Source organism: Aliikangiella sp. G2MR2-5 (genome assembly GCF_015687155.1).
Classification (GTDB): domain Bacteria; phylum Pseudomonadota; class Gammaproteobacteria; order Enterobacterales; family Kangiellaceae; genus Aliikangiella.
In genome coordinates, this window is sequence record NZ_JADPQF010000003.1 from 228,683 (window position 1) to 255,631 (window position 26,949).

General features: G+C 43.9%; 25 protein-coding genes. 19 read left to right on the top strand and 6 right to left on the bottom strand.

Features of this window, described 5'->3' with window-relative positions; all coding sequences use genetic code 11:
- Nucleotides 1-38 precede the first annotated feature (38 nt).
- Nucleotides 39-872, top strand: coding sequence for a mechanosensitive ion channel family protein (locus tag IYN84_RS11420; RefSeq protein WP_196139654.1), 834 nt, complete (start codon nt 39-41; stop codon nt 870-872).
- A gap of 471 nt (nt 873-1,343) precedes the next feature.
- On the opposite strand, the gene IYN84_RS11430 is transcribed toward IYN84_RS11420, so the two are convergent.
- From IYN84_RS11430 to IYN84_RS11440, 3 genes are read right to left on the bottom strand one after another with little or no spacing between them, the layout of a single operon-like run.
- Nucleotides 1,344-2,270 carry a DsbA family protein gene (locus tag IYN84_RS11430; protein ID WP_196139347.1) on the bottom strand — a complete coding sequence of 309 codons (927 nt, stop codon included), beginning with the start codon at nt 2,268-2,270 and terminating at the stop codon, nt 1,344-1,346.
- A 5-nt stretch (nt 2,271-2,275) separates the two neighbouring features.
- Nucleotides 2,276-3,481: a pyridoxal phosphate-dependent aminotransferase gene (locus IYN84_RS11435; protein WP_196139348.1), complete on the bottom strand. Its 1,206-nt coding sequence runs from the start codon at nt 3,479-3,481 to the stop codon at nt 2,276-2,278.
- Nucleotides 3,482-3,522: 41 nt separating this feature from the next.
- The gene (locus IYN84_RS11440; protein WP_196139349.1) at nt 3,523-4,611 is read right to left on the bottom strand and encodes an NAD(P)/FAD-dependent oxidoreductase; all 1,089 of its coding nucleotides are present in this window, start codon (nt 4,609-4,611) and stop codon (nt 3,523-3,525) included.
- Nucleotides 4,612-4,839: 228 nt separating this feature from the next.
- Between IYN84_RS11440 and IYN84_RS11445 the strand changes: the two genes are divergently transcribed.
- The 16 genes from IYN84_RS11445 (at nt 4,840) to lipA (ending at nt 21,178) form a co-directional block, all read left to right on the top strand.
- Complete coding sequence (locus IYN84_RS11445) at nt 4,840-5,742, top strand: LysR family transcriptional regulator (protein ID WP_196139350.1); 903 nt, start codon at nt 4,840-4,842, stop codon at nt 5,740-5,742.
- A 139-nt stretch (nt 5,743-5,881) separates the two neighbouring features.
- Nucleotides 5,882-6,403 carry a TlpA disulfide reductase family protein gene (locus IYN84_RS11450; protein WP_196139351.1) on the top strand — a complete coding sequence of 174 codons (522 nt, stop codon included), beginning with the start codon at nt 5,882-5,884 and terminating at the stop codon, nt 6,401-6,403.
- A gap of 428 nt (nt 6,404-6,831) precedes the next feature.
- The gene (gene leuS, locus IYN84_RS11455; RefSeq protein WP_196139352.1) at nt 6,832-9,414 is read left to right on the top strand and encodes a leucine--tRNA ligase; all 2,583 of its coding nucleotides are present in this window, start codon (nt 6,832-6,834) and stop codon (nt 9,412-9,414) included.
- Nucleotides 9,415-9,424: 10 nt separating this feature from the next.
- Complete coding sequence (locus IYN84_RS11460; RefSeq protein ID WP_196139353.1) at nt 9,425-9,916, top strand: hypothetical protein; 492 nt, start codon at nt 9,425-9,427, stop codon at nt 9,914-9,916.
- Nucleotides 9,862-10,956, top strand: a complete 1,095-nt coding sequence (gene holA / locus IYN84_RS11465) for a DNA polymerase III subunit delta (RefSeq protein WP_196139354.1) — start codon at nt 9,862-9,864, stop codon at nt 10,954-10,956. Before IYN84_RS11460 ends, holA begins: the two co-directional genes overlap by 55 nt.
- A gap of 40 nt (nt 10,957-10,996) precedes the next feature.
- On the top strand, nt 10,997-11,671 hold the full coding sequence (gene nadD, locus IYN84_RS11470) for a nicotinate (nicotinamide) nucleotide adenylyltransferase (RefSeq protein WP_196139355.1): 675 nt from the start codon (nt 10,997-10,999) through the stop codon (nt 11,669-11,671).
- Nucleotides 11,672-11,681: 10 nt separating this feature from the next.
- Nucleotides 11,682-11,999: a ribosome silencing factor gene (rsfS, locus tag IYN84_RS11475; RefSeq protein ID WP_196139356.1), complete on the top strand. Its 318-nt coding sequence runs from the start codon at nt 11,682-11,684 to the stop codon at nt 11,997-11,999.
- A gap of 63 nt (nt 12,000-12,062) precedes the next feature.
- A complete protein-coding gene (gene rlmH / locus IYN84_RS11480; RefSeq protein ID WP_196139357.1) occupies nt 12,063-12,533 on the top strand; it encodes a 23S rRNA (pseudouridine(1915)-N(3))-methyltransferase RlmH in 471 nt (156 codons plus the stop codon).
- 83 nt (nt 12,534-12,616) lie between these two features.
- A complete protein-coding gene (gene mrdA, locus IYN84_RS11485) occupies nt 12,617-14,458 on the top strand; it encodes a penicillin-binding protein 2 (RefSeq protein WP_210330422.1) in 1,842 nt (613 codons plus the stop codon).
- The gene (rodA, locus tag IYN84_RS11490; RefSeq protein WP_371734860.1) at nt 14,458-15,582 is read left to right on the top strand and encodes a rod shape-determining protein RodA; all 1,125 of its coding nucleotides are present in this window, start codon (nt 14,458-14,460) and stop codon (nt 15,580-15,582) included. Before mrdA ends, rodA begins: the two co-directional genes overlap by 1 nt.
- A 21-nt stretch (nt 15,583-15,603) precedes the next feature.
- Nucleotides 15,604-16,647 carry a lytic murein transglycosylase B gene (gene mltB / locus IYN84_RS11495; RefSeq protein ID WP_196139359.1) on the top strand — a complete coding sequence of 348 codons (1,044 nt, stop codon included), beginning with the start codon at nt 15,604-15,606 and terminating at the stop codon, nt 16,645-16,647.
- 27 nt (nt 16,648-16,674) lie between these two features.
- Nucleotides 16,675-17,526, top strand: coding sequence for a septal ring lytic transglycosylase RlpA family protein (locus IYN84_RS21565; RefSeq protein ID WP_196139360.1), 852 nt, complete (start codon nt 16,675-16,677; stop codon nt 17,524-17,526).
- 169 nt (nt 17,527-17,695) lie between these two features.
- Nucleotides 17,696-18,868, top strand: coding sequence for a D-alanyl-D-alanine carboxypeptidase family protein (locus tag IYN84_RS11505; protein WP_196139361.1), 1,173 nt, complete (start codon nt 17,696-17,698; stop codon nt 18,866-18,868).
- 203 nt (nt 18,869-19,071) lie between these two features.
- Nucleotides 19,072-19,356, top strand: coding sequence for a YbeD family protein (locus IYN84_RS11510; RefSeq protein ID WP_196139362.1), 285 nt, complete (start codon nt 19,072-19,074; stop codon nt 19,354-19,356).
- Between the two features lie 124 nt (nt 19,357-19,480).
- Entirely contained in the window at nt 19,481-20,068 is a 588-nt protein-coding gene (gene lipB, locus IYN84_RS11515; RefSeq protein ID WP_246722912.1) for a lipoyl(octanoyl) transferase LipB, read from the top strand.
- A gap of 90 nt (nt 20,069-20,158) precedes the next feature.
- Complete coding sequence (lipA, locus tag IYN84_RS11520) at nt 20,159-21,178, top strand: lipoyl synthase (RefSeq protein WP_210330424.1); 1,020 nt, start codon at nt 20,159-20,161, stop codon at nt 21,176-21,178.
- A gap of 42 nt (nt 21,179-21,220) precedes the next feature.
- On the opposite strand, the gene IYN84_RS11525 is transcribed toward lipA, so the two are convergent.
- Nucleotides 21,221-21,598: a hypothetical protein gene (locus IYN84_RS11525; RefSeq protein ID WP_196139363.1), complete on the bottom strand. Its 378-nt coding sequence runs from the start codon at nt 21,596-21,598 to the stop codon at nt 21,221-21,223.
- A gap of 35 nt (nt 21,599-21,633) precedes the next feature.
- Nucleotides 21,634-23,238: a S41 family peptidase gene (locus IYN84_RS11530; protein ID WP_196139364.1), complete on the bottom strand. Its 1,605-nt coding sequence runs from the start codon at nt 23,236-23,238 to the stop codon at nt 21,634-21,636.
- 111 nt (nt 23,239-23,349) lie between these two features.
- Between IYN84_RS11530 and IYN84_RS11535 the strand changes: the two genes are divergently transcribed.
- The gene (locus IYN84_RS11535) at nt 23,350-23,952 is read left to right on the top strand and encodes a uracil-DNA glycosylase family protein (protein WP_196139365.1); all 603 of its coding nucleotides are present in this window, start codon (nt 23,350-23,352) and stop codon (nt 23,950-23,952) included.
- Between the two features lie 21 nt (nt 23,953-23,973).
- Nucleotides 23,974-24,372, top strand: a complete 399-nt coding sequence (locus IYN84_RS11540; RefSeq protein ID WP_196139366.1) for a hypothetical protein — start codon at nt 23,974-23,976, stop codon at nt 24,370-24,372.
- A 20-nt stretch (nt 24,373-24,392) separates the two neighbouring features.
- Here IYN84_RS11540 and IYN84_RS11545 read toward each other — a convergent pair whose 3' ends face one another.
- Nucleotides 24,393-26,642, bottom strand: coding sequence for a carbohydrate binding family 9 domain-containing protein (locus IYN84_RS11545; protein ID WP_196139367.1), 2,250 nt, complete (start codon nt 26,640-26,642; stop codon nt 24,393-24,395).
- Between the last annotated feature and the right edge of the window lie 307 nt (nt 26,643-26,949).

The window sequence follows — 26,949 nt, forward strand, 5'->3', positions numbered from 1 at the left end:
CTATTATTGTGCCAAACGACTTAACAGGCCAGAGAAAAATGGAAAAAGAAATCAAACAGGAAATCGCTCAGTTACAGGTTATCTACGATACCATCGCTAATTTTTTTGTTAACTACAGTTTTCAGTTGATAGGCGCTTTGCTGATACTAATTATCGGGATGCTTATTGCCAAAAAGGTTTCAAACGGAGTGAACAAATTATGTATTAAAAAAGGTATCGACGTAACTCTCTCTCGCTTTATCAGTAATATTGTCAAAATAACAATTGTGGTGATGGTTGCGATTATCTGCTTGAATAAGCTCGGGATAAGCATTACGCCCCTAATCGCTGCTATAGGCGCAATTTCCCTCGGAGCAGGACTTGCCGTTCAGGGGCTTCTTTCAAATTATGGCGCAGGTTTAAATATTGTACTTACACGACCATTTATCGTCGGGGATACGATTAGTGTGCAGGGAGTGAGTGGCATTGTTAAGGATATTCTTCTGGCTCATACTATTATCGTGACAGAAGACGATGTCGAAATAACTATTCCCAATAAGCACATCATCGGTGAAATTATTCATAACTCTCAGGAAAACTCGCTGATTGAACTCGAAGTGGGAGTGTCTTATGCGAGCAATATGGACAAAGTCACTCAGATATTACTTGGCGCAATTCAGGATAATTCTTTCTTTGATTGCAAAAATGATCCTCAAGTTGGAATAAGCAGTTTTGGCGATAGTAGCGTCAATTTTGAAGTCAGAGTATGGGTCGCATCCAACCAGCTAAATGCAGCCCGCTTTTCCCTGAACAAATCAATTTGGGATGCGCTGAAAGCGGAACAGATAGATATTCCTTTCCCGCAAAGAGAAGTAAAAATCATAGCCAAATAATTTTCATTTCATGACTGCTGGACAAAGTGTACATATTTACTATTGTGTTGTACGATTGTTTTCGTATATCGTCTTCTCTTTAGAAAAATTAGTAAAACAATTTAAGGGGAAACATTATGAAATTGAAAATTATCTTTATTGGGATATTTAGTGGGATTTTACTGTCCGCATGCGCTTCAAGCCCGGTTGAACAAACCAAAGTTGCTGTGCAATCTGAGTCAGAATCAAAATCTGAGTCAGAATCAAAGAATGTACAGGAAGATTTATCAAAGAGGCGCAGAACTTGCAAATCATCTCGCTCTACCGGTTCTCGTCTAGGCCGCTGCTAGTCGAGCCAAGGGTAGAAACTGTCCGGTTAATCAGGTTGTTTTACATCAAACATAAAAAAGAAGCTACCACCGTTAGGAGGCAGGAGGTAGCTTCAAGTCGGGCAACGAACCCAATTCTTAATTTTCTTGAGACAGTATAGGCTTATGTTTTTACACTTTTATTATGTTCGAACCAGACTGTGTTTCCACTATTCACACCGCCATTGACTTTCACAGGCTCGAGCCCTTGGGTCGCTAAAAAAGACTCTACTTCCGATATACTGAGTTGAAAAACTTCACTAGCTTCCTGACTGGTCCAACTATTGAACGCGGCTAGCTTTTCGATGTTACTTAGATTTTTTCTGGCTGGCTTCCTGCTTCCCATTGAAGCAATTGCTGCTTCTAACTGCAAATAGCTACGAGACCCGGACAAAGAACTAATTGAGTCGCCAAGAAATAGCAAAGAAGGAAAGCCTTTGGCGCCAAGGCGAACCATTTCAGCTTGCTCAAGAGAAAAAGTGTGTTTTAAGTTCTGGCTATCAAGAGTCTCGAAAAATAATTCTGTATTTAGCCCCAGATCACTCACTAATCGAGTCAGTAGTTCGATTTTTGACGGGTTTTTTCCAAATAAAAATATTTGTTCGCGCATAAGCCTGACAAAAACCGATTCCAGTTCGGGACGCAACTGTCTGACGGTAATCGCTGCCTGACAGAGAACATAAGAGTTATCAATCGGATCATTTATCCAAACCGATGGATCTATTGGCTGACCATAATGAGCCGCCACTTGTTGCCAGTGAGGAATAACATCTTCAGGTTTGCTTATGCCATTGCCGGGATCACCGAAGTTTTTCCAGCCCGGTAGTAAGCCTCCATGGATATATCGAACATTAATTTCATAGTTTAATGTTAATCGACGCCAGACCGGTTCTATGGCCCAACAATGAGAACAAATCGGGTCGGTGACAAAAATTACATTTATTTTCCGGGGCTGGGTAGCATCTGTCTCAAGTCCATCTATCCTGAATCCATCTGTCGAGCTATTTATTGATGGAATCGCGCAGCCGTTTTGTTGATCGCAGCTTTCCATATAAATCACTCCGCGCCTGATTTTGAGTTATTATCAATTTCCTTGAAAGCCTGTTCCATTCGATCCAGACCAGCGGCCAAAATTTCAAAACTGGTCGCAAAGCAAATGCGGATATGGCCTTTCGCGCCTGGACCAAAGAAGCGTTCATTTCCCGGAACAACGGCGACTTTGTTTTCGAGTAGTTTCTCTACTACTGCTTCCGCATCCAGTCCAGTTGCTTCGATGTTGGGGAAAAGCAAATAGGTCGCCTCAGGTACAGAACAAGTGACACCTGGAAACTGATTGAGTCGCTCAACTGCGTAGTCTCGCAATCTTGTCAGGTGATTTTTAAATTCATCGACCCAGTACCAGCACTTTTCCAACGCACAAATAGCTGCGATTTGCGAAAGCGTGGATACTCCACCAGCCGTAGTCATAACATAGGCGGCATCGACTATTTTTTGATAAACCTCATTATTCGGTGCTATTACAGCACCTACTCTTAATCCTGCAAGCCCAAATGCTTTAGAGAAACCGTAAACGGTGATTACATTTTTAGTAAGCTCCGGAGGTAGATGATGGAAGCTTTGAAATGGCTTTTCCGGAAAGACAATGTCGGACCAAATCTCATCATTCATTATCCAGAGGTCATTCTCGTTAGCAAAATGGGCGATGGTTTCCAACTCGTTTCTGCTAATTAAACGTCCAAGAGGATTATGAGGGTTACAGACACCGATCAATTTCGTTTTCTCTGAAACCAGATTAGGAAGCAGGTCGAGACGAAATTCGCCTGTTGCCTTGTCATAAGGACAGCGAACGACTTTTGCTCCTGCCGCTGAGACAGATTGCTCAAACAAAAAATCTACCGGATCAAAAATAATCGCTTCGTCGCCAGGAGATAAAATAGCCCGCGCGATCGAATACATTCCGCTCGCAGCGCTATCAATTGGCAGAATATTTTGCGGATCAATTCGATAGTCTTTGCGTAGTGCAAAAGCATCTGAAAGGGTTTGTTTAAACTGCGGTAGCCCTTGATGAGGACCATACGAATAGACACCACTTTGAGCATAATTACTGATAGCGTCTCTGATTTCTGTAGCCACCGCAAAATCAGGATCGGCTGCTGTCAAAGGGATAATTTCTTTTTCCGTTTCCGCCCAGCGAAAATTGAATGCTCTTTGTTTCAATAGTTCCAGAGGAACCTGCTCGTTACTAAATAGAGAGTTCGACATTTTTCTATCCGTCATAATTCAAATTTGAGGTCGACCTTTGTTTAAAAAGCAAAAGGAATTTTCTGTTCTGCATGATGGGCCTGAAGAAACTCTTCCTGCAATGCGATCCCCTGATCCAGATACTGATTCACAATACTTCGACGCATAGCGGAATAATGTTCAAGACCGATAGCGGTGTAACCTTCTTGTGCTTTGTCAAAAACTCGGCAAAGCTCTATCGCATCTTCAATTGCCGAGTTCACACCCTGACTGGTAAAGGGTAAGAGAGCATGAGCAGCATCGCCCAGAAGAACGACATTGTTTTTGTGGAATTTTTCTAGTGGCAGTAGATAGCAAGTTTGCCATATATGAGACAGATCGAAATTTGTATTTTCGATAAGTGAACTGATAGGTGCTGGCCAGTGATTAACAAGCTTTTCAGCAAACGCTTTTTTTCCTTCAAAACTCAGGTTTTCAATATCGAATCGTTGGCAATCATATTGTACAAACCAGATCACACGCTTATCGTCAGCAGGAACCATCCCAACCGCCAGTCCACCCTCAAGTTGCTTGAATTTAATGAATCTTCTGCCGAGGCTATTAACCAGCGCTTCGCTCTCTACGATTGAGACGAGTTCTTTTACACGAACTTCAGAGCGCTTAGCGTTGGGAAATATCTGATTTCTCACGGCAGAGCGGCCACCGTCACAACCCAGGAAGAAATCTGCCGAGACTTTATTACCGTTGCTAAAGCATGCATAACTGGCGCTATTATTATCAGACCACTCAAAGTGTGAAAACTGATGATCAAAATGCAACCAGTCAGCTGGTATCTGAGCAAGCAGTAAGTCGATAAAAGCCTTACGGGTTACTCCGTAACTTCCTTGAAGAGGCTCATCCGTAAGCAAGTTATTTGTGTTATCAATAATATGGCAGGCATCCAGAGAATAACCTATTTTGGATGCTTCTTGGTCAAGCGACAGTTTGGAAAGGGCACGCATACCATTTTCCAACATAATAAAACCTAAACCTTCACGACCTGATAGCGGACTGCGTTCGTATATATCGACGCGACCTCCAAGCTTTTTGTAATGGATTGCAAATGCTAATCCGGCAATACCGCCGCCAATAATTGCAATGCTTGGTCTCATAGTTTTTCCTCGGCTAATTTCCACAAAAACGTTTGTGCTCTTTAGAAATGTGATAAATACATTCGTACTATGGTCGCAGGATTGATGTTCATGACCTAAACACTGAGCCCTCTGCGTCCATGCTATATAAAGGGCGATCCTAACTTTTACTTGTTAGTCAGATAATGCTTAAATATGCATAATAGATATGCATAAGTGCATATTTGATAGATCGAAAATGGAGGGGGCATGAAAGATGTAAACTGGGATGATCTCAAAGCGGCATATCGAATCGCTGCTCATGGTTCCATAGCACTGGCAGCAACAGATATCGGAGTCAATTACTCAACGTTGTTGCGAAGAATAGACCGACTGGAACGAAGTCTTGGTATCAAGTTATTTATTCGTCACCAGCGTGGATACAAGCTTACGGATAGTGGTAAGCACTTACTGGTTGATATGCCGGCTATTGAGCAAAAGCTTGACGCTCTACAGTCTCGAATCGTTTCAGAAGCAACCGCCGTTGCCGGAATGGTCAGAATTACAACTTTGCCGGAATATTCATCTTTTCTTCACCCAATACTTAGAAAAACGCAAGAGTCGTTTCCCGACTTAAAAGTAAGTGTCGATGTGAGTGATGAGATAATTCCCTTGGAAAGTGGTCAGGCACATATCTCTATCAGAGCCGGCAAACAGCCTGATCAGCCAGACCTGATAGCGATAAAAATTAGTGAAATCAAGTTTAAATACTATATGTCAAAAGATTATCTGACGCGCTTTGGGATGCCAGCAAAGCGTCAGGAGTTCGACTTGCATCAATGGGTGATGCCTAGTGGCAAAAAACGGAATCTGTCCTTCGTAAAAAGATTAATTCGGCAACTAAATCCTCACTCCATTCGGTATCAAAGCAACAGCTTCTTTGATGTACAACTGGCAATTGAAAATGGGTTTGGCATTGGGCCCGTGGATGAAGAGAAAGCCTGCCACAAAGACAATCTTGTTCAGGTACCTTGTATCAAAGAAAGTAATGATAATTCTCTCTGGTTTGTTTTTCACCGAGAGCTCAGGGAAGATCGCCGGATACAAGCCATTATTCGCTTCGGAAAGCAATATAACCGAAAGCTTGCTAAATTTATTGATATTGAAGACTAGACTGCATGCACTATACTTCAGCAGAATTTAATTCATTACTCTAAATATGTAACTTGATTTGTTTTTTTATACAGGACACTTTACTTTGTCGCGCGAGATGTTTATAAGATTGCGCTTAAACCAAACAGATGGAATCAAGATGAAACCTTCAAGAACTTTACCCTATGTGCTTTTTTTTGCGTCCTTGTTGCTCAATGCCTGTGTGACGTCTCAATCCGGGAAGATATCACTGGAATCTCAAAAGCCTAAATACGAAGAGTTTGTTAAAAGTGGGGAAGCATTGCCAATTGAGTCAGTGATCACTATTGACGGAGAAAAAGTCGATCTGGCAAATCCAGAAAAGAAAAAGCTCGTGGTTTTATTTGCTACCTGGTGTTCAGACTCAAATCGAGCACTTAAAGCATTGAATCAGTCGGCAATTTTGAATGATGACTCAATTGAGCTAGTGGCTATCGCTCGTGAAGAAAAAGAAGAGGTGGTTAAAGCCTGGCGTGATAAAAATGGGATTAAAGTTCCGTTGGCGGCAGATCCGGATCGGAGTATATACAAAAAGTTTGCCGCAGCAGGAATCCCTCGCCTGATTACGGTAGCGAAAGATGGCAAGATTATTAAAATGAACCTTGCCGAAGGTGAGAACCAACTGAAGCTGATTCAGTGGTAGCTATTTTTTACCTTTTCGTCAACCCGGCCGTTATCGGTCGGGTAGCCCTTACCCGGAACTTTCGGTTTGCTGAAGCGGCCTAATCTTAAGACATACTTCATTCAGGCAAATCACAACGGCAGTAGGCTTTAAAGCAAGTAATATTTCTGGACCTTGACCGGGGAAGCGGTTCAGTGGTTTGTTGAAAAGTGAGGACTTGTGCTCCCCTAACTGGTTCAAAGTCATCTCTTGGCCGGAAAATACTAGTCCGGATGACCCTAATTCAAGGTTTTCCTTCCAATATACCCCCGAAAGTCGTTAAAATTGCGCCAATAATTGCCACGACCTCAACCTGCTTGGCTAGAGAGTTTGTGGAGAGTATTTGTCAATAATTACCTGCCTGCCTATATAAAAGAGGCAGGCTTGTCATTTTAGAGATCTATAGATTCATGCAGCACGAATATAATCCGTCGGAAGTTGAAAGTAGCGTTCAGTCTATCTGGGATGAAAACAAGGTTTTCAAAGCGATAAAAGATACCAGCAAAGAAAAGTTCTATTGCTTGTCAATGCTCCCTTATCCAAGTGGTCGACTGCACATGGGACATGTGCGTAACTACACCATCGGGGATGTGATTTCTCGCCACCAGAGAATGCTCGGAAAGAATGTGCTGCAACCGATGGGGTGGGATGCTTTTGGTTTGCCTGCCGAAAATGCAGCGATCAAAAACAAGGCACAGCCGAGTGCCTGGACCGAAGAAAACATCGCTTATATGAAAAATCAGCTGAAAAGTCTGGGGTTTGCCTACGATTGGGAACGTGAAGTTACTACCTGTAAGCCAGAATACTATAAGTGGGAACAGTGGTTTTTCACCAAGCTGGTTGAAAAAGATTTAGCTTATAAGAAGACATCAGCGGTCAACTGGTGTCCGAATGATGAAACGGTGCTAGCCAACGAGCAGGTGCATGACGGGCTTTGCTGGCGCTGTGATACCCCGGTGGAAAAGAAAGAAATCGACCAGTGGTTCATTCGTATCACTGCTTATGCTGAAGAGCTGCTTAACTGCATTGATGACCTTGAGGGGTGGCCCGATAGTGTTAAAACCCAGCAACGGAACTGGATTGGACGCAGTGAAGGTCTGGAAATGACTTTTAAGCTAAAGGACTGCGATGAGTCAGTATCTATTTATACCACCCGCCCTGATACGCTTATGGGGGTCACCTATGTCGCTGTGGCGGCGAGACATCCTGTGGCAGAAAAAGCAGCAGAAAATAATCCGGAGCTGGCAGCATTCATCAAGGAATGTAACCAGTCGACAACTGCAGAAGCTGATATTGCCACTATGGAAAAGAAAGGTATGGCCACAGGCGTTAAAGCATTGCACCCGGTAACCGGGGATGAGGTTGATGTCTGGGTAGCCAATTTTGTTTTGATGGATTACGGTTCAGGTGCCGTTATGGCCGTTCCCGGACACGACCAGCGTGATTGGGAGTTTGCGCACAAGTATGGTATCGAGATTAAACAAGTCATCGAACCAGCCAAAGACTGTGATGTAGTGTGTGACTTGAGTAAAGAAGCTTTTACCGAAAAGGGGCTACTGGTTAATTCCGGAGAGTTTGACGGGTTAACTTCAAGTGAAGCTTTCGAACGTATTGCCAGCTGGTTAGAGAGTAAAGGGCTGGGCCAAAAGCAGGTAAACTACCGTATGCGTGACTGGGGGGTTTCCCGTCAGCGCTTCTGGGGAGCACCTATTCCGATGATTAAGCTGGAAACCGGCGAGATGATTACCGCGAAAGAGTTTCCTGTGGAGTTACCAACTCACCTGAAACTTGAAGGGGCTAATTCTCCACTAGTGGATAACCCGGAGTTTCAGAATGTCGTTATTGACGGGGTCAAGGGCAAGCGAGAGACCGATACCTTTGATACCTTTATGGAGTCGAGCTGGTATTACGCGCGCTATACCTGTCCTGAGTCAGACGACGCTATGCTCGATAGCGATGAAGCCAATTACTGGTTACCGGTTGATCAATATATCGGAGGTATCGAACATGCAACAATGCACTTACTGTATTTCCGTTTTTTCCATAAGCTGATGCGTGATGCCGGACTGGTTGACTCTGACGAGCCAGCTAGAAAGCTTTTGACTCAAGGTATGGTGTTGTCTGAAACTTTTGTTACTAAAGACGACAAAGGCGGCAAGAACTATCACACCATTGAAGAAGTGGATGTCGAAAAGGACAGCAAAGGTAAAGCTATTCGGGCGACACTCAAAAGTACGGGCGAAGAAGTTATTCTGGCGGGTATGGAAAAGATGTCCAAGTCAAAAATGAATGGGGTCGATCCTCAGGCATTGATTGACCAGTATGGTGCAGATACCGCCAGACTTTACACTATGTTCGCCGCGCCACCGGAACAGTCACTTGAATGGCGTGAAGATGGCGTCAATGGCGCAAGTAAATTTATAAAGCGTCTTTGGAAGCTTTATGTTGATCATGCGCTTTGTGACGATGCAAATATCGAATTGAGCAGTTTGAACAAAGAACAGAAGGCACTTTACGGAAAGACGCACGAAACTATTCAGAAAGTTAGTGACGACTATGGACGCCGACATTCTTTCAATACTGCGATTGCCGCAATTATGGAATTGACCAACGCCATCACCAAATTTGCCGTAAAAGACGAGCAAGATCAGGCGGTGATTAAACATGCTCTCGACCATGCCGTTATTTTATTATCGCCAGTAACCCCTCATATGGCGCAGGCACTTTGGCAATTAGCGGGTAAGGAAAAGCTGATTGTAGATGAAGCCTGGCCACAGGTAGACAAAGCTGCTTTAGTAAAAGATGAGATTGTAGTGGTTCTGCAGGTTAACGGCAAGGTGCGGAGCAAGATCAGTGTGGCAGCCGATGCATCGAAAGATGATATAGAAGCTATTGCTATGAAGGATGAAAACGTAGCGCGATTTACTGAAGGCAAGACTATTCGTAAGGTCATAGTTGTTCCTGGTCGATTGGTCAATATCGTTGCTAACTAGGGTCCGGACGATGCCTAACCTATTAAGACTATTTCTCTGGTTTGCTTTGTCCGGTATGTTGCTCGGTTGCGGTTATCAGCTTCGCGGGAGCAGCACCAAGCTAAAAGACCAGTCGATCTTTGTGCAGGCGGATGTTGTTCATCCTGCATTTAAACGATTGCTAGAAAAAAAGTTCGGTAGTTACGGTAGTCAACTGGTTGGCTCCAGTGACCAGGCTAATCGACAACTTCAGGTAATCTCATTGGAGTTTTTTGAACGGGGCGTAAGTCGTGATGAGACCGGGCGCGCTAGCGAGGCCGCTCTCTCTGTTGAGTTGAGCTACTATTGGCTGGCTGCTTCAGAAAGTATCGAAAATAGCACGCTCAGGTCACTTTCCGCGTCAACCACCTATACATTCGACTATCGAGATCCGGTCAGCAAGCGAGTCGCTCATCAGGATGCTCAGGAGTGGCTATACGATCAACTGGCCGAATCTCTGCTGGCACAGCTAAATCTTTTATAGGGATGAGCACAATCAATTCGAGAAATATTTGTCCAGTCAATATTGTCATCAGTGAAGATCCGCTCTTGCTGCAGGAGGCTTGTGATCGCTTGATTGCCCAGGCTAAATCCATAGGTGTTGAGCAGCGGGAAATAGTCGATGTAGTGGACAAATATAACTGGACTGATTTACTGGCTTCGAGTTCCAGTATGGGATTGTTTTCGGAAATAAAGTTAACCGATATTCGATTTATTAAAGTTCCGAATAAGGAAGCTCAGGGAGCGCTCGTCGAACTAGCTATGAGTGCCAACCAAGAAAGCTTGTTGTTGGTGAGACTTCCTAAACTGGATAAGCGGCAAAAGTCCACTAAGTGGTTTAAAGCTCTGTCAAAGGATGCTCGGGTGCAGGAACTGTGGCCGCCCAAGCCATATGAATTTCCTGAGTGGGTCAGACAGCGGGCCGCCCAATTGCAGGTCAAGCTTTCTCCTGCGGCTAGCCAGATGTTAGCGGAACAAACTGAAGGCAATCTTCTAGCTGCAAAGCAGATGCTTGAAAAGCTCCAGCTCTTATATGGTGAGCAGCCCGTTGAAACCGAACAGCTGGCAGAAATGGTCTCCGACAATGCGAAATATTCTGTCTTCCTCTGTCTTGATGAGGCTTTAGCCGGGAAGGGACAAAGGGCTGTAAGGATGTTACGAAAGTTCGAGCAGGAGGGGGTGGTACCTATCTCTGTTTTGGTGAACTTAACCAGAGAAATTGAGCTATGTAATCTGGTTGCTGTTGCGACTGAGCGAGGGAGCTCTCCGATGCAGGCTTTGGCGAAAAGTTTTCTATGGGATAGTAAAAAGCGCCTTATTGTCAACGCAGCGCAGCGACTGCCTTTAATTATATGGCAACGTTTGCTTGTTCGCTGCGCCTATCTGGACCGAATGGTTAAGGGGCAGGAAAAAGGCGATATTTGGCAAGAACTTGAACAGTGTCTATGGATTTTAAGTGGTACTAAAATCTGGGGACAACAGGCAAGCCAGGGGGCGCGAGCTGTCGGACGCAATGTCCGATGATTAATATGATGCCTAATCAGTCATTGCAGAAGAGTTGTGAATGAGCCCGTCAAGCAAGCAGAAAGCTGAAACCAAAAGGACCGGTTTGACTGAGTTTGTATTCGGGGGAACCTTTGATCCGGTTCATCGTGGACATCTGGCTATAATCAAAGCACTCAAAAGTCTCAAGTCTGAGTACCCTGTGCGCATTATTCCCTGCTCAACTCCTGCATTAAAGTCGGCTGCTGGTGCTACTTTTGCTGATAGAGTAGCGATGCTGCGTCTGGCTCTGACTGATTGTGGAAACTGGCTGATTGATGAGCGAGAAAGTGAACGTCCCGGGCCTTCTTACAGTGTGGATACTTTGGCTGAGCTGCAACTTGAGGAGCCAAAGGTTTCAAGAATTTTTGTTATGGGAGCTGACAGCGCGAAGAGTTTGTGCCAATGGCACCAATGGCACAAATTAGCGTCACTCTGTCATCTTATTGTGGTCAACCGCCCGGAATTTAGCTCCGAAGAAGCAGAAAGTTCGGTTGCCAAGGCTGGATTTGATGTTGTTGATAAGTTTTCACAACTAGAAAGAACTCGGAGAGGGGCTGCATTTATCGTCAAGATGCAAGATTTTCCGGAATCATCCACAAAAATCAGGTGTTCTATTGCAAATGGCAAGCCTCTGGATTCAATGCTGACGCAGAGTGTTATAGAATATATCCGTCAAAAACATTTATATGAGTGAAGAATTTTAAATGCAAGGTGAACAACTTAAAGATTTTATCGTTGAACAACTAGAGGAAATCAAAGCTCAGGATATCAAAATCCTGGAAATTTCCAAAAAGTCGAGTATCGCTGATTATATGGTTATTTGTAGCGGTACTTCTACTCGTCATGTCAAATCTATTGCTACCTTACTGGTAAAGGAACTAAAGGATAAAGAGTTACCTCCAATCGGCGTGGAAGGAGAAGATGCGGCTGAGTGGATTCTGGTCGACTCAGGCGACGTAATCGTCCACATCATGCTTCCGCAAACACGAGATTACTATCAACTGGAAAAGCTCTGGAGTTAGTTGCTTGAGCTTTAACCTCTCCACAACTCCTTTGTCATCAACACGGATAATTTAGGGGCGGCTATGAAGATAAAACTGGTTGCCGTCGGAACTAAAATGCCCGACTGGGTGGAAAAAGGGTTTATCAACTACGCTCAACGGATGCCCCGAGACTGTTCATTGGAACTTATTGAGATTCCTGCAGCCAAACGTTCCAAGAATCAAAATTCGGCACAATGGATGGAAAAGGAGGGGCAAGCGATTCTCAGATCGCTTGAGACTTCTGATTTCGTTGTCGCTCTGGATGTAAAGGGTAAAAACTGGAGCACCCAACAGTTGGCGGACAATATCAAACAATGGCAACTTGGCGGTTCAAATATCGCCCTCTTGGTAGGTGGTCCTGATGGATTATCTGAGGAGTGTCTCGCCCGCGCCAACGCGAAATGGTCGCTCTCTGCTCTAACCTTGCCTCACCCTTTGGTGAGAGTCATATTGGCAGAAACGATTTACCGCGCCTGGTCGGTAACGGTGAATCACCCTTATCACAGAGAGTAACTTGTGGTAATTCAATGATCAAATCGGGCTCTCACATTAGAAATAAGCGATCATTCAAGGATCATTTTAAAGAAAGAAAGCTATTGATAAATCGAAGTATAGTTGCTTTCGTATTCGTTATTGTCATGATGCTCGCATTGGTGGTCAGAGCCTGGTATTTGCAAGTAGTCAAACATCAAGATTTTCAGACCCGGTCTAATGATAACCGTATCAGCGTTCAACCCATAGCGCCCAAACGGGGACTCATTTTTGATCGCAACGGGGTGTTGCTCGCGGAAAACCGCTCTATCTATTCGCTTGAAATTATTCCTGAGAAAGCAGGTGATATTGACCAGGTTCTTGAACGTTTGCTTGGGGCTGGTTTTATAGAGGAAAAGCACCAGGAAAAGTTTTTAAAGGATTTAAGAGGACAGCGACGCTTTAAGAGTATTACTGTTAAAAACCGCTTAACCGAAAAAGAAGTCGCGCGCTTTTCTGTTGTTCGTTACCAATATCCCGGGGTCAGCGTCGAAGCTAGACTGGTTCGCTATTATCCTTTTGGAGAGGTACTTGTCCATGCTTTAGGGTATGTAGGACGTATCAATGATCGAGAATTGGCTCGAATTGACCAGGCCAACTATAAGGCGACCCGCCATATTGGTAAAGTCGGTCTGGAGAAACATTACGAGGACTTGCTTCATGGAACCATCGGATTTCGCAGAGTGGAGACAGATGTTCAGGGAAGAGTAATCGGTGAACCTTTATTTGAGAAACCGCCAATACCGGGTAAGAATATTCGTTTGTCTCTAGACATTCGCTTGCAGCAAATTGCCGCAAAAGCAATGGGAGAAGAGCGGGGCTCAGTAATTGCGATTGATCCTCGCAATGGAGAAGTCCTTGCTCTGGTGAGCAACCCCGGTTACGACCCGAATGAGTTTGTTACCGGCATATCATCTGCCAGCTTCAGGGCTCTGATGGAATCAAAAGATAGACCTATGTTCAATCGCGCTTTGCGTGGTCTATATTCGCCAGGCTCAACCATTAAACCGCATATGGGCTGGATTGGACTAGAGCAAAAGTTGGTAACAACTAAAACAACGGTGCCAGATCCCGGTTATTGGGTAATACCAAATGAAGAAAAAAGAGTTTATCGAGACTGGAAAAGAGGGGGGCATGGTGAAAAGGTGGCATTGCTGACAGCCATCGTTAAGTCCTGTGATCCTTACTTTTATGACCTGGCATATAAAATGGGGATCGACACACTTTCGGCCAATATGAAGAAGTTCGGTTTTGGTGATTACACCGGAATAGATATGGGGGAAGAGGTGCCGGGAATAATGCCATCCCGCGAATGGAAAAGAAGTGCAAGAAAAATACCCTGGTTCCCCGGTGAAACGGTAATTACCGGAATTGGGCAAGGTTACTGGGTCGCAACTCCATTACAGCTAGCCAATGCAATAGGGCAGCTGGGAATGGGCAGCCTCCGTTATCAATTGCACCTGGTTACCGCGACTCAGTCAAATGGAGATTGGTTAAGGGTACCTGCAAAAGTTGCTTCGACTCAGGCTGATTTCTCAAATAAAGACAATCTAAAGGCTGTCCAAAAAGCAATGCATAAAGTTACCCAGTGGGGAGGTACCGCGTTTGAGGCATTTAGAGAAGCTCCTTTTACTTCGGGTGGAAAAACCGGAACTGTTCAGTTGAGAGCTATGGGTGAAGAAAAGTACGACGAGTCAAAAATTGAGAAGCGCTTCAGGGACAATGCAGTATATGTAGGTTATGCACCTTTTGACTCTCCAGAAATAGCGATTGCGGTGGTCGTTGAAAATGCGGGTCATGGTGGAAGTGAAGCTGCGCCAATTGCGCGAGCGGTATTTGATGAATATTTTAAGAATCAGGTAGCTGACATTAATCTGGAAAGAAAAGTTGCTGAGGGACGTAACTAGTGGCGCTGATTGATATGGATAATTCTGACAGGCGAGGAAAGAGTCTCGCTCAGCAGCTGCATGTGGATATGCCCTTAATAGCAGGTCTACTTGTTCTAATCGGTTTTGGACTGCTGGTACTTTATAGTGCTTCAGGAGAAAGTCAGGCGCAGCTTAATCGCCAGGTTGTTCGGCTGACTCTGGCTTTTGGTGCAATGTTTTTTCTGGCCTGGATCCCTCCACGAATTTATCAGAAGTGGACACCTTTTATTTACGCCTTTGGTGTGCTTTTATTAATCGGAGTGATTTTGTTTGGAGATAAGGGGAAAGGTGCTCAGCGCTGGCTTGACTTCGGTTTTTTCAGGTTTCAGCCTTCGGAGATAATGAAACTGGCAGTCCCCATGATGTTGGCCTGGTACTTCTCGGAACGTTCACTACCGCCCAGATTTTCCGAGCTTCTGAGCGCGGCTTTTTTAATTGGAATGCCGACTTTGTTAATCATGATTCAGCCTGATTTGGGAACGTCAATACTTATCGCCAGTTCCGGACTGTTTGTTGTATTTCTTGCCGGAATGAGTTGGCGCATCATAGCCAGCTTTGTTTTTCTTATAGTTAGTTATGCGCCGATACACTGGTTTTTTGTGATGCAGGCCTATCAGAAACAGCGTGTACTTACTTTTTTAGATCCCGACAAAGATCCGCTTGGAAGCGGCTACCATATTATCCAGTCTCAAATAGCCATTGGTTCAGGTGGACTGAAAGGCAAAGGTTGGCTGGAAGGTACTCAGTCTCAATTGGAGTTTTTGCCAGAAAGAAATACAGATTTTATATTTGCGGTTTTAGGCGAGGAGTTCGGTTTTTACGGCATTATTATATTGCTGACGATATATCTGGGAATTATCGCACGAGGCTTTTTTATCGCGGTAAAAGCACAGGATACTTACACCAGGCTACTCGCCGGCGCAATTACTCTGACGTTTTTTGTTTATGTTTTTGTCAATATTAGTATGGTTACCGGAATTTTACCTGTAGTTGGGTTACCTTTACCTCTGGTTAGCTATGGAGGAACCTCAATGGTAACCTTGATGGCTTCTTTTGGAATATTGATGGGAATTCAAACTCACAAAAAGCTACTTCCGGGTTAAAACAAAACTTAAGGATAATAAATGATTGCAACAGCGCGCTTACTTTTCAGGGGATTACTGGTTTTAGGTATCTTCGCGTATTTATGGTCAAATGAGCTTGCCGCCAAAGATGGAGAGCGAGCGATAACGTTAGCTGTTTCAAATGATGACGCACAAAAGGCGATTGCAAAATTTAGCAAGCAAATGGCGAAAAAGCACGGATTTGATGAGCAACAGTTATTTAGTAAGTTATCTTCATTAAAGCCTGATAGGGGAATAATTGCTCGAATAACTCGTCCAGCAGAGTCTTTACCCTGGTACCGCTATCGAAAAATATTTATAACTGATAAACGCATCGAACAAGGTGTCCAGTTTTGGAACGATAATGCTGATACGCTAGACAAAGTGGCAAAACAGTTTGCTGTTGATCCAGAAATTATCGTTGGCATCATTGGAGTGGAAACTTTTTATGGAAGAATACAAGGTGACTTTTCTGTATTTTCAGCATTGCACACCCTTGGTTTTTACTACCCTAAGAGAGCAGGCTTTTTTCTGAAGGAGTTAGAGCAATATCTTATACTCGCCAGAGCGCAAGACTGGGAGCTTTTGGATATCAAGGGCTCATATGCAGGGGCTATGGGCATGGGGCAGTTCATTTCTAGTAGCTATACTAATTTTGGTGTTGACTATAATAATGATGGCCATGTGAATTTGTTCGATGACAAAGAAGATATGATAGCTAGTGTGGCCAATTACTTTAAACGACATGGGTGGGTTAGAGGCGGCTTTGTTGCTCAAAAAATTGAAGACTCTCACCCTTTAACTTCAATAAAACAACAGGAGTTAAAGCTTAGCCATAGTGTTGCAAGTTTAAAGTCGAAAAAATTGATTGATAGCGACTGGGAAAAACAAAGTGAGCATCTAGGGGTTTTTGCTTTTGATGCGGATAACAAGCGCGAAGAATACTGGTTGGTCGGAGACAATTTTTACACCATTACCCGCTATAATCGTAGCTCTCTATATGCTTTGGCTGCGTATCAGCTTAGTCAATTGATTAAAGCGAAAAGAGAAAGTCGTGATTTATAAAGAGTGTTTTTAGGCAGGATTTAAATTTTGAAGTGCAGTCATTACTCTTATGAAAACAAACGAAGTGAGCCGCGAATGTTAGCTGGTTTGCACACTTTGTTACGAAGCTCTTTTGTCGTTTTTGCCGGAATTATTCTATCAGCCTGCGCCACTATCGGGTTGGAAGAGAAAGATGCAGCTCCACCGGGAAAGTTTGATTGGGCAAAAGTGAAAGCGGTAACACCTAAAGATGAGCCTAGAAGTCGCTATGGTAATCCTGCTTCGTATGAGCAGGATGGGAGAACCTATCATGTTCTGGCATCCGCTGATGGCTTTACCCAGCGGGGTGTCGCCAGCTGGTATGGCACCAAGTTTCATGGTCGACGAACTTCCAGTGGTGAGTCCTATGACATGTTTAAAATGACCGCGGCTCATAAAACTTTGCCATTGCCAACCTATGCCAGGGTTACTAATCTGGATAATGGCAAGCAAATTATTGTCAAAATAAATGACCGTGGCCCTTTTGCCAAGAATAGAATAATTGACCTCTCCTATGCCGCTGCTCACAAGCTTGAAATGGCACAAAAAGGAACGGCTAATGTTCAAATTGAAGCTATTAATTTCAAGCAAAATACACCCTTCGTGCAATTAGAAGAGCCAGAAGGCAAGGTCCGCTACGTTCAGGTTGGGGCTTACTCTAACCATAAAACTGCGCAAAAGCTTGCGAAAGTTCTTGATCGCGAAATTCGTCTACCAGTTAAAATTACTTCGGTCAGAAGTGGCGGAAAAAAGCTTTATCGGGTCCGAATTGGTCCTGTACCGACTCAACCGCTTGCTCAAGAGTTGGTTTCAACATTGAGCATCGATGAACTTGGTAAACCAAAAATTGTCTACGAATAGTGTTTCTAATTGAGTTGTTTGGGCAAACGGTGAGTTATCCCATCATAGTTTCATTGTATAGAAAGATGTCACAAATCCCGGTGATAACTATCGATACGCCTGTCAGAGTGATATAATCGCGCTCAATTCGTTTGGTCTCCTTTTAACCAAAAAGTTTTCTGGATAAATCATGCTAAGAAGTTCAAAAAATTTCTTTAAATATTTCTTACTAATAATCTTATCGATCTTCACCTATAGTCTTCAGGCGATTGTTCCTAAGGCTCCTGGTTTGGCCGCAAAATCTTATGTTTTGATGGATTTCCACAGCGGTAAAATAATTGCTGAACACAACCCTGATATGCAAGTTGCGCCAGCAAGCTTAACCAAAATGATGACCGGATACGTCGTTTCAGCTGAGTTGGAAGCTGGTCGAATTTCGTTGGATGATGAAGTCCTTATCAGTGCAAATGCCTATGCCCAAAACCCGGTATTTAAAGGCAGTTCTTTGATGTGGCTTGAGGTTGGGAAGAGAGTTAAAGTTGAAGAGCTGATTAAAGGGTTGATTGTTTCATCTGGTAATGATGCAGCTGTTGCCCTGGCGGAGCATATAGCGGGAAGTGAAAGTGCATTTACCGAGTTGATGAATCATCATGCTGCGAAGCTGGGTCTGGTCAATACTCAGTTTGAAAATGCTCACGGTTTGTCGGCAACATCACATAAAACAACGGCTCGCGATATGGCATTGTTAGGACAGGCATTAATCAGGGACTTTCCGGAAGAGTATAAGCTCTACAAGGAGCGTTCCTATAAATACAATGGTATTGAAACTCCAAATCGACATCCGTTACTTTCTGACCCGACAATGATGGTTGACGGTATTAAGACTGGTCATACTGAAGAAGCTGGATATTGTCTTGTATCTTCCGCAATGAAAGGCAATATGCGTTTAATTTCGGTGGTAATGGGGACCGATAGTAAAAACTCGAGAAAAACAGAAAGTAAGAAAATACTTTCTCATGGATTTCGCTTCTATAAAACGGTTAAACCACTCCAGGCGGGCAAAGAGCTTACTCGTCCCAGAATCTGGATGGGAGAAAAAGATCAAGTTTCCTTGGGAATTGCCGAAGATATCTATGTAACCATTCCCAATAATAATGGTGAGCTAAAAGCACACTTTGTAGTTGAAGAAGATTTAAGTGCCCCCATTAACAGGGGACAACGGGCTGGAAAAGTATTCTTTGTTCTAGGTGATGAGACGGTTGCAGAATATCCGCTAGTTGCTCTGGAAGCTATTGAAGAGGCGGGCTTTTTTGGCAGAACTGCCGATTCAGTTAGTCGATGGTTCGATTCGTTATTTGACTGACAAAGTGATTATTCATTAGATTGTCAGGTCAAGAGAAAGCCTGACTATGTCTATGTCGATAGTACCAAGGACGCAGGCTAATGCCTGCGTTGTTATTTGTAGTAAGCGATTTTAAGGAATCCACCTTGGTTTCGGTGACTGAAGTTGCGGTAACTGAAGTTGGGGTGTTTGAAGTTGAGTAGAAATAGAGTGAGAGATTATTTATGAGTGATGATAAGCGAGCTGATGAGCAGAGTAGCGAAGCTCTGTGGGAGTTCCCCTGCCAGTTTCTTTTCAAAGCTATGGCTCACAATAAGCCTGGCGTTGACGAAGAAATTGTCACCGTCATCCAGAGATTTGTCCCAGGAGATTATTCTCCCAAGGTGAACCAGAGCAAAAATGGTAACTATGTTTCTGTGAGTGTTAGTTTTACCGCCTCCTCGAAAGAGCTGTTAGATGAAATTTACATCGCTGTAAACGCGATAGAGCATGTTAAGTTTTGTTTATAAGTGTTAAAAAATAAGGGTTTTGTTTATAGTGAGTGCTTACATTGATTTTGACGAAAACATATTGACCGAGCAGCTGTTTATTCGTCAGCTAAGCAGGCAGCCCTATGTTCCTGTTTGGCAAGCAATGCAGCGATTTGCTGACTCACGAGACAAAATGACCGCGGACGAACTTTGGTTAGTGGAGCATGATGCCGTGTTTACCCAAGGTCAGGCAGGGAAAGCAGAGCATATTTTAATGCCCGGTAATATTCCTGTCGTTCAGGTTGATCGCGGAGGTCAGGTGACCTATCACGGTCCGGGCCAGCAAGTCGCCTATTTTTTAATTGACTTACGTCGTAAAAAGCTAGGAGTGAGGCAGCTGGTTACGGCGATAGAACAGGCTGTTGTTGATACTTTGGCTGGATTTGGCATTAACAGTGCTCCTCGAGCCGATGCACCCGGAGTTTATGTTGAGGACAAAAAAGTCTGTTCACTCGGTCTTCGTATCCGTAAGGGCTCTTCATTTCATGGCCTGGCACTAAATGTTAATATGGATCTGGAGCCCTTTAAGAGAATCAACCCTTGCGGCTATGCCGGAATGGAAGTCACTCAGCTTGCTGCGCTCGGAGGACCGGAAAGTCTGGCGGAAATAGAAAATCCGCTAGTTACCGCAATTTGTCGGCAGTTGCAGTATTCTCACCCCAGGTGGTTAGAAAATAACCTTTTTGACTAGGCAGATAGCCTCCAAATGTGGATAATTGGCGCCGACCGGCAATGGCGGTGATGTGCAGTGGGCCGGGTTGAATAGATTTAGAGGTGAAATTTGGAAGACAATAAGCGTATTCCCATAGTATTCAAGCCTGAGGGTAAAGCAATAAAATCGGGAAGCAAGTTCGAAACAGAGCAGGGTTTTCGAGCGATAAAGAATGGCATAAAAGCTACCGCAAATTCGTCTTCCCGACCTATGGGGAGAAAGCCATCGTGGCTCAAAGTACAGCTACCCAATGGCGGCAAGTATCAGCAAATGAAAGCTAATGTTCGAACTAATCGCCTCGCGACTGTCTGTGAAGAGTCAATGTGCCCCAATATGGGAGAATGCTGGAGTCATGGCACCGCAACTATCATGTTAATGGGCTCTGTTTGTACTCGAGCTTGTAAGTTTTGCGCGGTAGATACCGGAAACCCCAAAGGCTGGCTTGATAAAGACGAGCCACAAAATGCAGCAGATTCGGTTGCTGCTACTGGATTGAAATATGTTGTATTGACCTCGGTCGATCGCGATGACCTCGAAGATGGTGGCGCTCAACATTATGCCGATTGTGTACGTGCCATCATCAAGGCTAGTCCTACCATTAATGTCGAGACCTTAACGCCCGATTTTAAGGGCAACTTGAATGACCTGGAAAAGGTTCTCGATTCAGGTATCAAAGTATTTGCACAGAACCTGGAAACAGTAAAAAGGCTAACCCATCCCGTTCGTGATCCTCGGGCTAGCTATGAAACCACTATGAATCTATTGGCTCATTCGAAGAAGTATCGCCCGGATATTCTGACCAAAACCAGTCTGATGCTGGGTTTAGGCGAAACCGATGAGGAAATTATGCAAACCATGCGGGATTTGCGTGAAATTAACCTCGATATAGTGACTTTTGGGCAGTACCTACGCCCAACGGAAAACCATCTGCCGATTGAACGTTATGTGACTCCGGAAGAGTTTGATCGTTATCGACAATGGGGACTGGAGCTGGGATTTAAAGAAGTTGTTTCGGGTCCTTTTGTGCGATCAAGCTATCGTGCAGAAAGAGCACTGGAAGGAAACAATGCTGGAATTAAAAATACTTAAGAACACCAGATGCTGCTGAATCTTAATCGGTTTTTGTCTCTCCTAACGGGGGCGACACTCAATAGATTGAATTAGATAGACTTCATTCGACTGATTATCTACCCGTTTGATATAGCAGCTATCGCCAGCCTTGTACAACTCGAAAATAATGGGTTCTTCGTCCACTCTTGTTTGTATCGGTAGTCCATCCGGTCCCATTATTGTTTTGCGCTGAATAAGCAGACGATGGCTATCAACGAATACTTGTTTCGCCAAGGTAACATTTCTTTCATTCAATGCTTTACTGATGACTTGTTTCAGTTCATGTTGCGACTGTTCATTCAGGTTAACCACTAGCGCTGGTCTGGCATTGGCCGGCAAGCTGATTTTACAGCTTGCCAAAGAGCCGCAACAAAAGAGTAAAAGAACTAATCTGTTCATCACAATTAAGTTGATGAAATGCCTCAACAAAGCCACTATCGGTTTGGATCCAGATAAATTTTTTGATTGAGTCTCAGCGGTAAATCAAGGATTAAGCCTTCGGCTTCTGCCTTGTTCTTTAAAGTTGGTGAATATGTTCGCTTTGGTGAAGTTGCTGCTACAGGGCAGGAACCATTAGTCCTGTAGCTTAACGCGGCTGACACCAGAGGATCACTGATTTCTCCAAGGGTTGAGGTTAAATCATCATTAACACTGCATCCGGTAATAAGTACTCCAGGGGTGGCCACGGTATTGATCGGTGAAAAACCGTCAGAATAGCCGCCTTCACCTTTATCGTTAATTCCATCGAACTGGATGGTGAAATAGGTTGTTCCACAATTATCAGTGGGGTAGAAGCCGTATGGCTTTCCGCAGGTTGTGGTGCCGACCAGGATGACTTCAATATCGATCCCTCTTAAGCCATTGATTATCGCTTCACTGGCGCTGCAGGTACTGTCTGTGGAGAGAATAAATACTCGGCTCAGGTTAAGGGTTGGCAGCGCTGTTCCCTGGGTATAATTATCACTGTACTGGCTGATAGTGCTATAAAATGGTGTTGGTTGAAGGGCCTGTCCTGTTACAGGGTTGACCGTCGGGTATTTATCGTTGAAGCGAATTTCTTCAAATGTCTTTCCAGAGGTTGCTGTATCTCCCGCGACCATGTAGGCAAGCTGACTGGCTATATACAAGAGTCCGCCTCCGTTATAGCGTAAATCCAGAATCAGATCGGTAACTCCTGCCTCCGACATGGCTGTCATTTCTTCATATAGTCGATCTTCCGAAACAAAATTGTGGTCATTGAAAAAGATATATCCAACCTGGCCACTGGCAAAAGTATTGACTATTGGAACGGGATCATAGGTTACTTCACTGGCTTGAATTACTACATCGCGTGGTTGAACGGAGCCGACATCAAGCACTGTAAATGTATGCGATTCACCGCTTTCAGAAGGGAAAAGACCCGCATTTAATGTATTGACTCCCGCCTGTGTATTTGCATTTTCTACATCAACACCGTCGATGTGGGTAATTTGAGCTCCGCGTGAAAGTCCTAGCGCAATTGCATCAGCCGGTGAGCCTGGCTCTATATAGCGAATATAGAGCTCTCTGGGTGGAGTAGAGCTGACGAGCTCCCATTCGATACCATAGCTTACCGAAACCCCTGACTGGGTTAGTTGTTGGTACTCAGCGGTATCCATATAAAAATGAAAATTATCCTTGGCCGAGCCAGATTGAGTCGTCGCAGAAGTTTTCAACAGCGCAAAATAGTCTGTTGGTGAGTCGTATAAGTTAGGGTTTAAATCCGGTATTTCGCTGTACCAGAGGTAAGTATTGTTACTCCAGGAGCGCAAAAAGTGATTTTCATGGGCTGTCGTACCCTGAATATCAGGAAATGCGTCTCCATTTAAGTCGGTGCCGCTTCGGGGAGACTGGCACAGGTTTTTAAACTGTGATTCATCGGCAAAAACGCCCTGGGTCCATGAGGTTGAAGTGCTCGGGTCAGGAGTGTCATTCAAGCCTCCACCACCGCCACAGCCCGAGAAGCTCAATAATGCAGTTACTACAATAACAGATACGGTTAGCGTTCGATTGAGAGACATAACAACCTCTATTTATAGACCATGCATTGATTCATGCTACTATAGTTACGCACATTTTTTAAACAATAAGTTAACAAAATTAACCTTTCTTGATGGCATCTATAACTTTCTATGAGTCAACCCGTCGATTTATTAAGTGAGCTGATAAAGCGGATTGAAGGTTGCCGCTTGTGTGAGGCCAGTCTGCCTCTGGGAGCAAATCCGGTTGTTAGAGCACAGCAGAGCGCCAGATTGATTGTTGCCGGTCAGGCTCCCGGTATCAGGGTTCATAAGACTTCGATCCCCTTTAATGACCCCAGCGGTGAGCGATTGCGGCAGTGGATGGGAGTTGATTCTGAGCTTTTTTACAATGAGTCTAAAATTGCGATTATTCCTATGGCATTTTGTTATCCAGGAAGAGGTACGAGAGGAGATTTGCCACCGAGAAAAGAGTGTTCCACTTATTGGCACCCCAGATTGCTGCCCCTGATTCCTAAAGTTGAGCTGATACTGGCTATTGGACAGTATGCCCACACTTATTATCTAGCAGATCGGCGAAAGAAGACTCTTACCGAAACAGTCAAGGCCTGGGAAAGCTATTTACCAGAGATTTTGCCACTGCCGCACCCGAGTCCGCGAAATAACATCTGGTTGAAGAAAAATCCCTGGTTTGAACGTGAAGTGATACCCTATTTGAAAAACCGAATTAGACGCTTATTTGAATCAAAAGAGTAAGTTTCTGGAGTGAATTGAGACATGACAATAAAGCATAACTGGCGAACCTCCAGGCTATTGCATACATGCTATTCCGGAGACGTTTCTGGACAGGAACTTATCGAAGAAGCGCAGCGTGTGGGGGAAGATCGCCGGTTCGAGAACGTTCGCTATGTCATCGGTGACTGGTCACAAATTGATTCTGCAGAAATCAATGCAGATGATGTTAAGGAACTGGCTGCCTACATACGAGCATTGGCAATCAGTTTTCCCGGTAGAATGAATGCCAGTATTGTATCTGATTATGAGTCAGGAACGGCAAGAGCAACTCTTTACGACATACTTCTTGAAGACACCTCCTGGCAAACCAGAACATTCTCAACATTTGAGCAAGCAATGGAATGGTTTGGTATTGAGTTAATCGATCAGAGTAAAGGCTAAATTAATAAGTAATAAATTTCCTAGAGCTGCAGCGCGTAAGAAAACTTCATAAACACCGAACGGTTTGTCTTGAATAGACGACTACTCATCTCGTCTCTGAATCCAGCATCTGAATATCCGGCAAAAAATAAAGTCTGAGGATTGAGCTTATAGGAATAAAGTAACTGGCTACTTTTATCTTTTCTCGGGTTATTGGAATCTAACTCAAAAGATTGAATCGTTAAACGTAAATAGCTGCGAATATTCATTTGATAAGTGGTTCTAAAGTTAGAAACTTTGGCAACGAAAAGATTACCACTGCTATTGTCAAAATCGACGTGTTGATAATCTAGACGAAAGTTTAAATGCTGATTTAATTGCCAGTCGATACTTGGGTAGTATCCCACCCGTTTGCCAAGCTCACCGTTTTCATAGTCGATAAAGTCGCCTCTATCATGGTCCAGAACTAAAGTTAATCCACTTAAAGGTTTAAGTGATGCGCCGAAAAAATAAAAAGATTCGTCGAACAAAATTCCCTCTTCAGTTGCAATTTCTGGCTCCCAAAGTTTGTCCCTTACAACAAATCCTGCAACGAATTGGGATTGATGTTTACCCGATATGCTTAGTCTACCCTCAGTTTCCTGTTCGAGCATTTTTCCGTTGTAGTCAAAAGTCTCATCCCAGTCTCCACCAAACTCAATTTGTGTCCACCAGCTGTCTTTCTCTGACGGGTACCAACGATGATGCAGGCCTAAGATTTTTTTGTCATATCCCACCTGACTAATAAATCCCAGATCAGCTCGAAAGTCTTTATCATATTCCATGTAGTTAATATAACCCCACCAATTGCGAGAGTCATGTCGGAACCTTACAACAAGCGCATCGCCGCTCTGCTGTTCAGCCAGATTGAAATCTTCAATCAGTTGCCGAGGATTTTCGGTATCGGTAGAAATGTATTGAGCGTTTATGGAGTGGTATTGATCAAACCAGTATTTTCCATCGAAAGCATTAACCTGGTTTGAGTAGCCGTCTGCACGTCTGTCAGTATTTACAAAGCCCAGGTAGTTTTTGTTTCCAAGATCGTAAGAGTATCGAGCAATTAAATTATGCGAGTCTACTTTTGGGGAGTCCGCCGAGTTGCGTATTTGAGCAATGTCTGAGCTTAGTCTGCCGGGTAAGATGATGTTGGTAAATTGGTCGTCGACCGAAATAAATCCAAAGCTATGTCCATCGATTTGTCCGCTCACTTTGGCGCCAAAATCGGGTTGTATAATATTTCTTGTGTATACAAGATTTTCCATCGAATTAAAATAGTCTGCTCCGTCTAAAAAGAAAGGTCGTTTTTCACTCAGAAATAAGGTAAAAGGATTATTCACATCGATTTGTGCTGCATCAGCTTCAACTTGAGAGAAGTCAGGATTAATCGTTGCATTGAGAACGGTATCCTGAGTAATGCCCCAGCGAATATCCAGACTTGCTTCACTTTCAACATCACCACTTTTCCAATTGGCAAATGGCTCTCTGCTATCTGCTCTTAGCGCAACCAATGTAGGCGCAAGCACCAGGTTTTTGGATGGCTTAATATTTTTCATTCCTACCAATTGATCAAACTGGCAAATCTGGCAAGCTATATCTCTGTCAACCGGAGTGTTGGCTATGCGGTGGCGGTGCTCTCTAGGATAAAATCGCAGGAGTTCCATTGGCCATGATTGAGCATCATTAGTTTCGGGGAAGCGCAGCGCACGGAATGGAATTGCCATTTCAACCTGATAGCCTGAGTCGTTGACCTGACCGGCACTGTCCCAGATTGCATCCCAGCTGGAGTCATCTCCAACAAAATCTTCCTGAGTTGCGTCAGCTTGTACTCCTGCCGCATTAACAAAAAACTGAAATGCTTTCTTGGATTCTCCAAATGTATCAAACTTTACGCCAACAAAGTCACTTTCCCAAATACTGTCCCGATCACTCAGATAATTCCTTATTTTTTCTGGTTCAGGGTCTTCAGCGTTGAAAGCTACGTAGAGATTTTGACCATCTTCCATTAAATATACGAGTGTTCTTACCGGTGGCGTTACGTTTTCACCGGGGCTGGTCTCAAAATTGAGTTCAACTTTTAAGGCGTTTTCCCAACTTGACTCATTGATAGAACCATCAATCTTGATTGTCTTTCCTGATTCGGGCGCAATGTGGGGAAGTTTATACGTCTGTTTGGGTGAGGCAATGGCTGTGCCTATCCCTCCTGCTAATGTCGTCGCAAGTCCAAGGATTGTCGTTAAAGCTGTAATTTTCATATTATTAATATTGGAAAGAAGGTATAAAAACAGGTTGGAGATCTAATTTATTATCAGAGACATGCATCTCATTGTTTCCGAGGATAAATCAGAACTGAGTATAGGACGATCTTTTATTTGTTTCATAATTTTTCGGTTGAACAAAGGAATATATTTGAAAGTTATGTTGTATACGGCATCTGAGCATAAATTTATTCGTTTTTTGTCGTCCCTTGCTGTTGGCTTTCATAGCATCATCAAAATAGAAGTTGACGCTTTTTGATGGGAGGGCATTACGAGGAATTAGCCTAAGGTAATGATTACCATT

What these genes read in the sequence shown, in the direction of transcription:
- IYN84_RS11420 (WP_196139654.1), top strand. Translation starts at nt 39, where the DNA reads ATGGAAAAAGAAATCAAACAGGAAATCGCTCAGTTACAGGTTATCTAC.
- IYN84_RS11430 (WP_196139347.1), bottom strand. Translation starts at nt 2,270, where the DNA reads ATGGAAAGCTGCGATCAACAAAACGGCTGCGCGATTCCATCAATAAAT.
- IYN84_RS11435 (WP_196139348.1), bottom strand. Translation starts at nt 3,481, where the DNA reads ATGTCGAACTCTCTATTTAGTAACGAGCAGGTTCCTCTGGAACTATTG.
- IYN84_RS11440 (WP_196139349.1), bottom strand. Translation starts at nt 4,611, where the DNA reads ATGAGACCAAGCATTGCAATTATTGGCGGCGGTATTGCCGGATTAGCA.
- IYN84_RS11445 (WP_196139350.1), top strand. Translation starts at nt 4,840, where the DNA reads ATGAAAGATGTAAACTGGGATGATCTCAAAGCGGCATATCGAATCGCT.
- IYN84_RS11450 (WP_196139351.1), top strand. Translation starts at nt 5,882, where the DNA reads ATGAAACCTTCAAGAACTTTACCCTATGTGCTTTTTTTTGCGTCCTTG.
- leuS (WP_196139352.1), top strand. Translation starts at nt 6,832, where the DNA reads ATGCAGCACGAATATAATCCGTCGGAAGTTGAAAGTAGCGTTCAGTCT.
- IYN84_RS11460 (WP_196139353.1), top strand. Translation starts at nt 9,425, where the DNA reads ATGCCTAACCTATTAAGACTATTTCTCTGGTTTGCTTTGTCCGGTATG.
- nadD (WP_196139355.1), top strand. Translation starts at nt 10,997, where the DNA reads ATGAGCCCGTCAAGCAAGCAGAAAGCTGAAACCAAAAGGACCGGTTTG.
- rsfS (WP_196139356.1), top strand. Translation starts at nt 11,682, where the DNA reads ATGCAAGGTGAACAACTTAAAGATTTTATCGTTGAACAACTAGAGGAA.
- rlmH (WP_196139357.1), top strand. Translation starts at nt 12,063, where the DNA reads ATGAAGATAAAACTGGTTGCCGTCGGAACTAAAATGCCCGACTGGGTG.
- mltB (WP_196139359.1), top strand. Translation starts at nt 15,604, where the DNA reads ATGATTGCAACAGCGCGCTTACTTTTCAGGGGATTACTGGTTTTAGGT.
- IYN84_RS11505 (WP_196139361.1), top strand. Translation starts at nt 17,696, where the DNA reads ATGCTAAGAAGTTCAAAAAATTTCTTTAAATATTTCTTACTAATAATC.
- IYN84_RS11510 (WP_196139362.1), top strand. Translation starts at nt 19,072, where the DNA reads ATGAGTGATGATAAGCGAGCTGATGAGCAGAGTAGCGAAGCTCTGTGG.
- lipB (WP_246722912.1), top strand. Translation starts at nt 19,481, where the DNA reads ATGCAGCGATTTGCTGACTCACGAGACAAAATGACCGCGGACGAACTT.
- IYN84_RS11525 (WP_196139363.1), bottom strand. Translation starts at nt 21,598, where the DNA reads ATGAACAGATTAGTTCTTTTACTCTTTTGTTGCGGCTCTTTGGCAAGC.
- IYN84_RS11530 (WP_196139364.1), bottom strand. Translation starts at nt 23,238, where the DNA reads ATGTCTCTCAATCGAACGCTAACCGTATCTGTTATTGTAGTAACTGCA.
- IYN84_RS11535 (WP_196139365.1), top strand. Translation starts at nt 23,350, where the DNA reads ATGAGTCAACCCGTCGATTTATTAAGTGAGCTGATAAAGCGGATTGAA.
- IYN84_RS11540 (WP_196139366.1), top strand. Translation starts at nt 23,974, where the DNA reads ATGACAATAAAGCATAACTGGCGAACCTCCAGGCTATTGCATACATGC.
- IYN84_RS11545 (WP_196139367.1), bottom strand. Translation starts at nt 26,642, where the DNA reads ATGAAAATTACAGCTTTAACGACAATCCTTGGACTTGCGACGACATTA.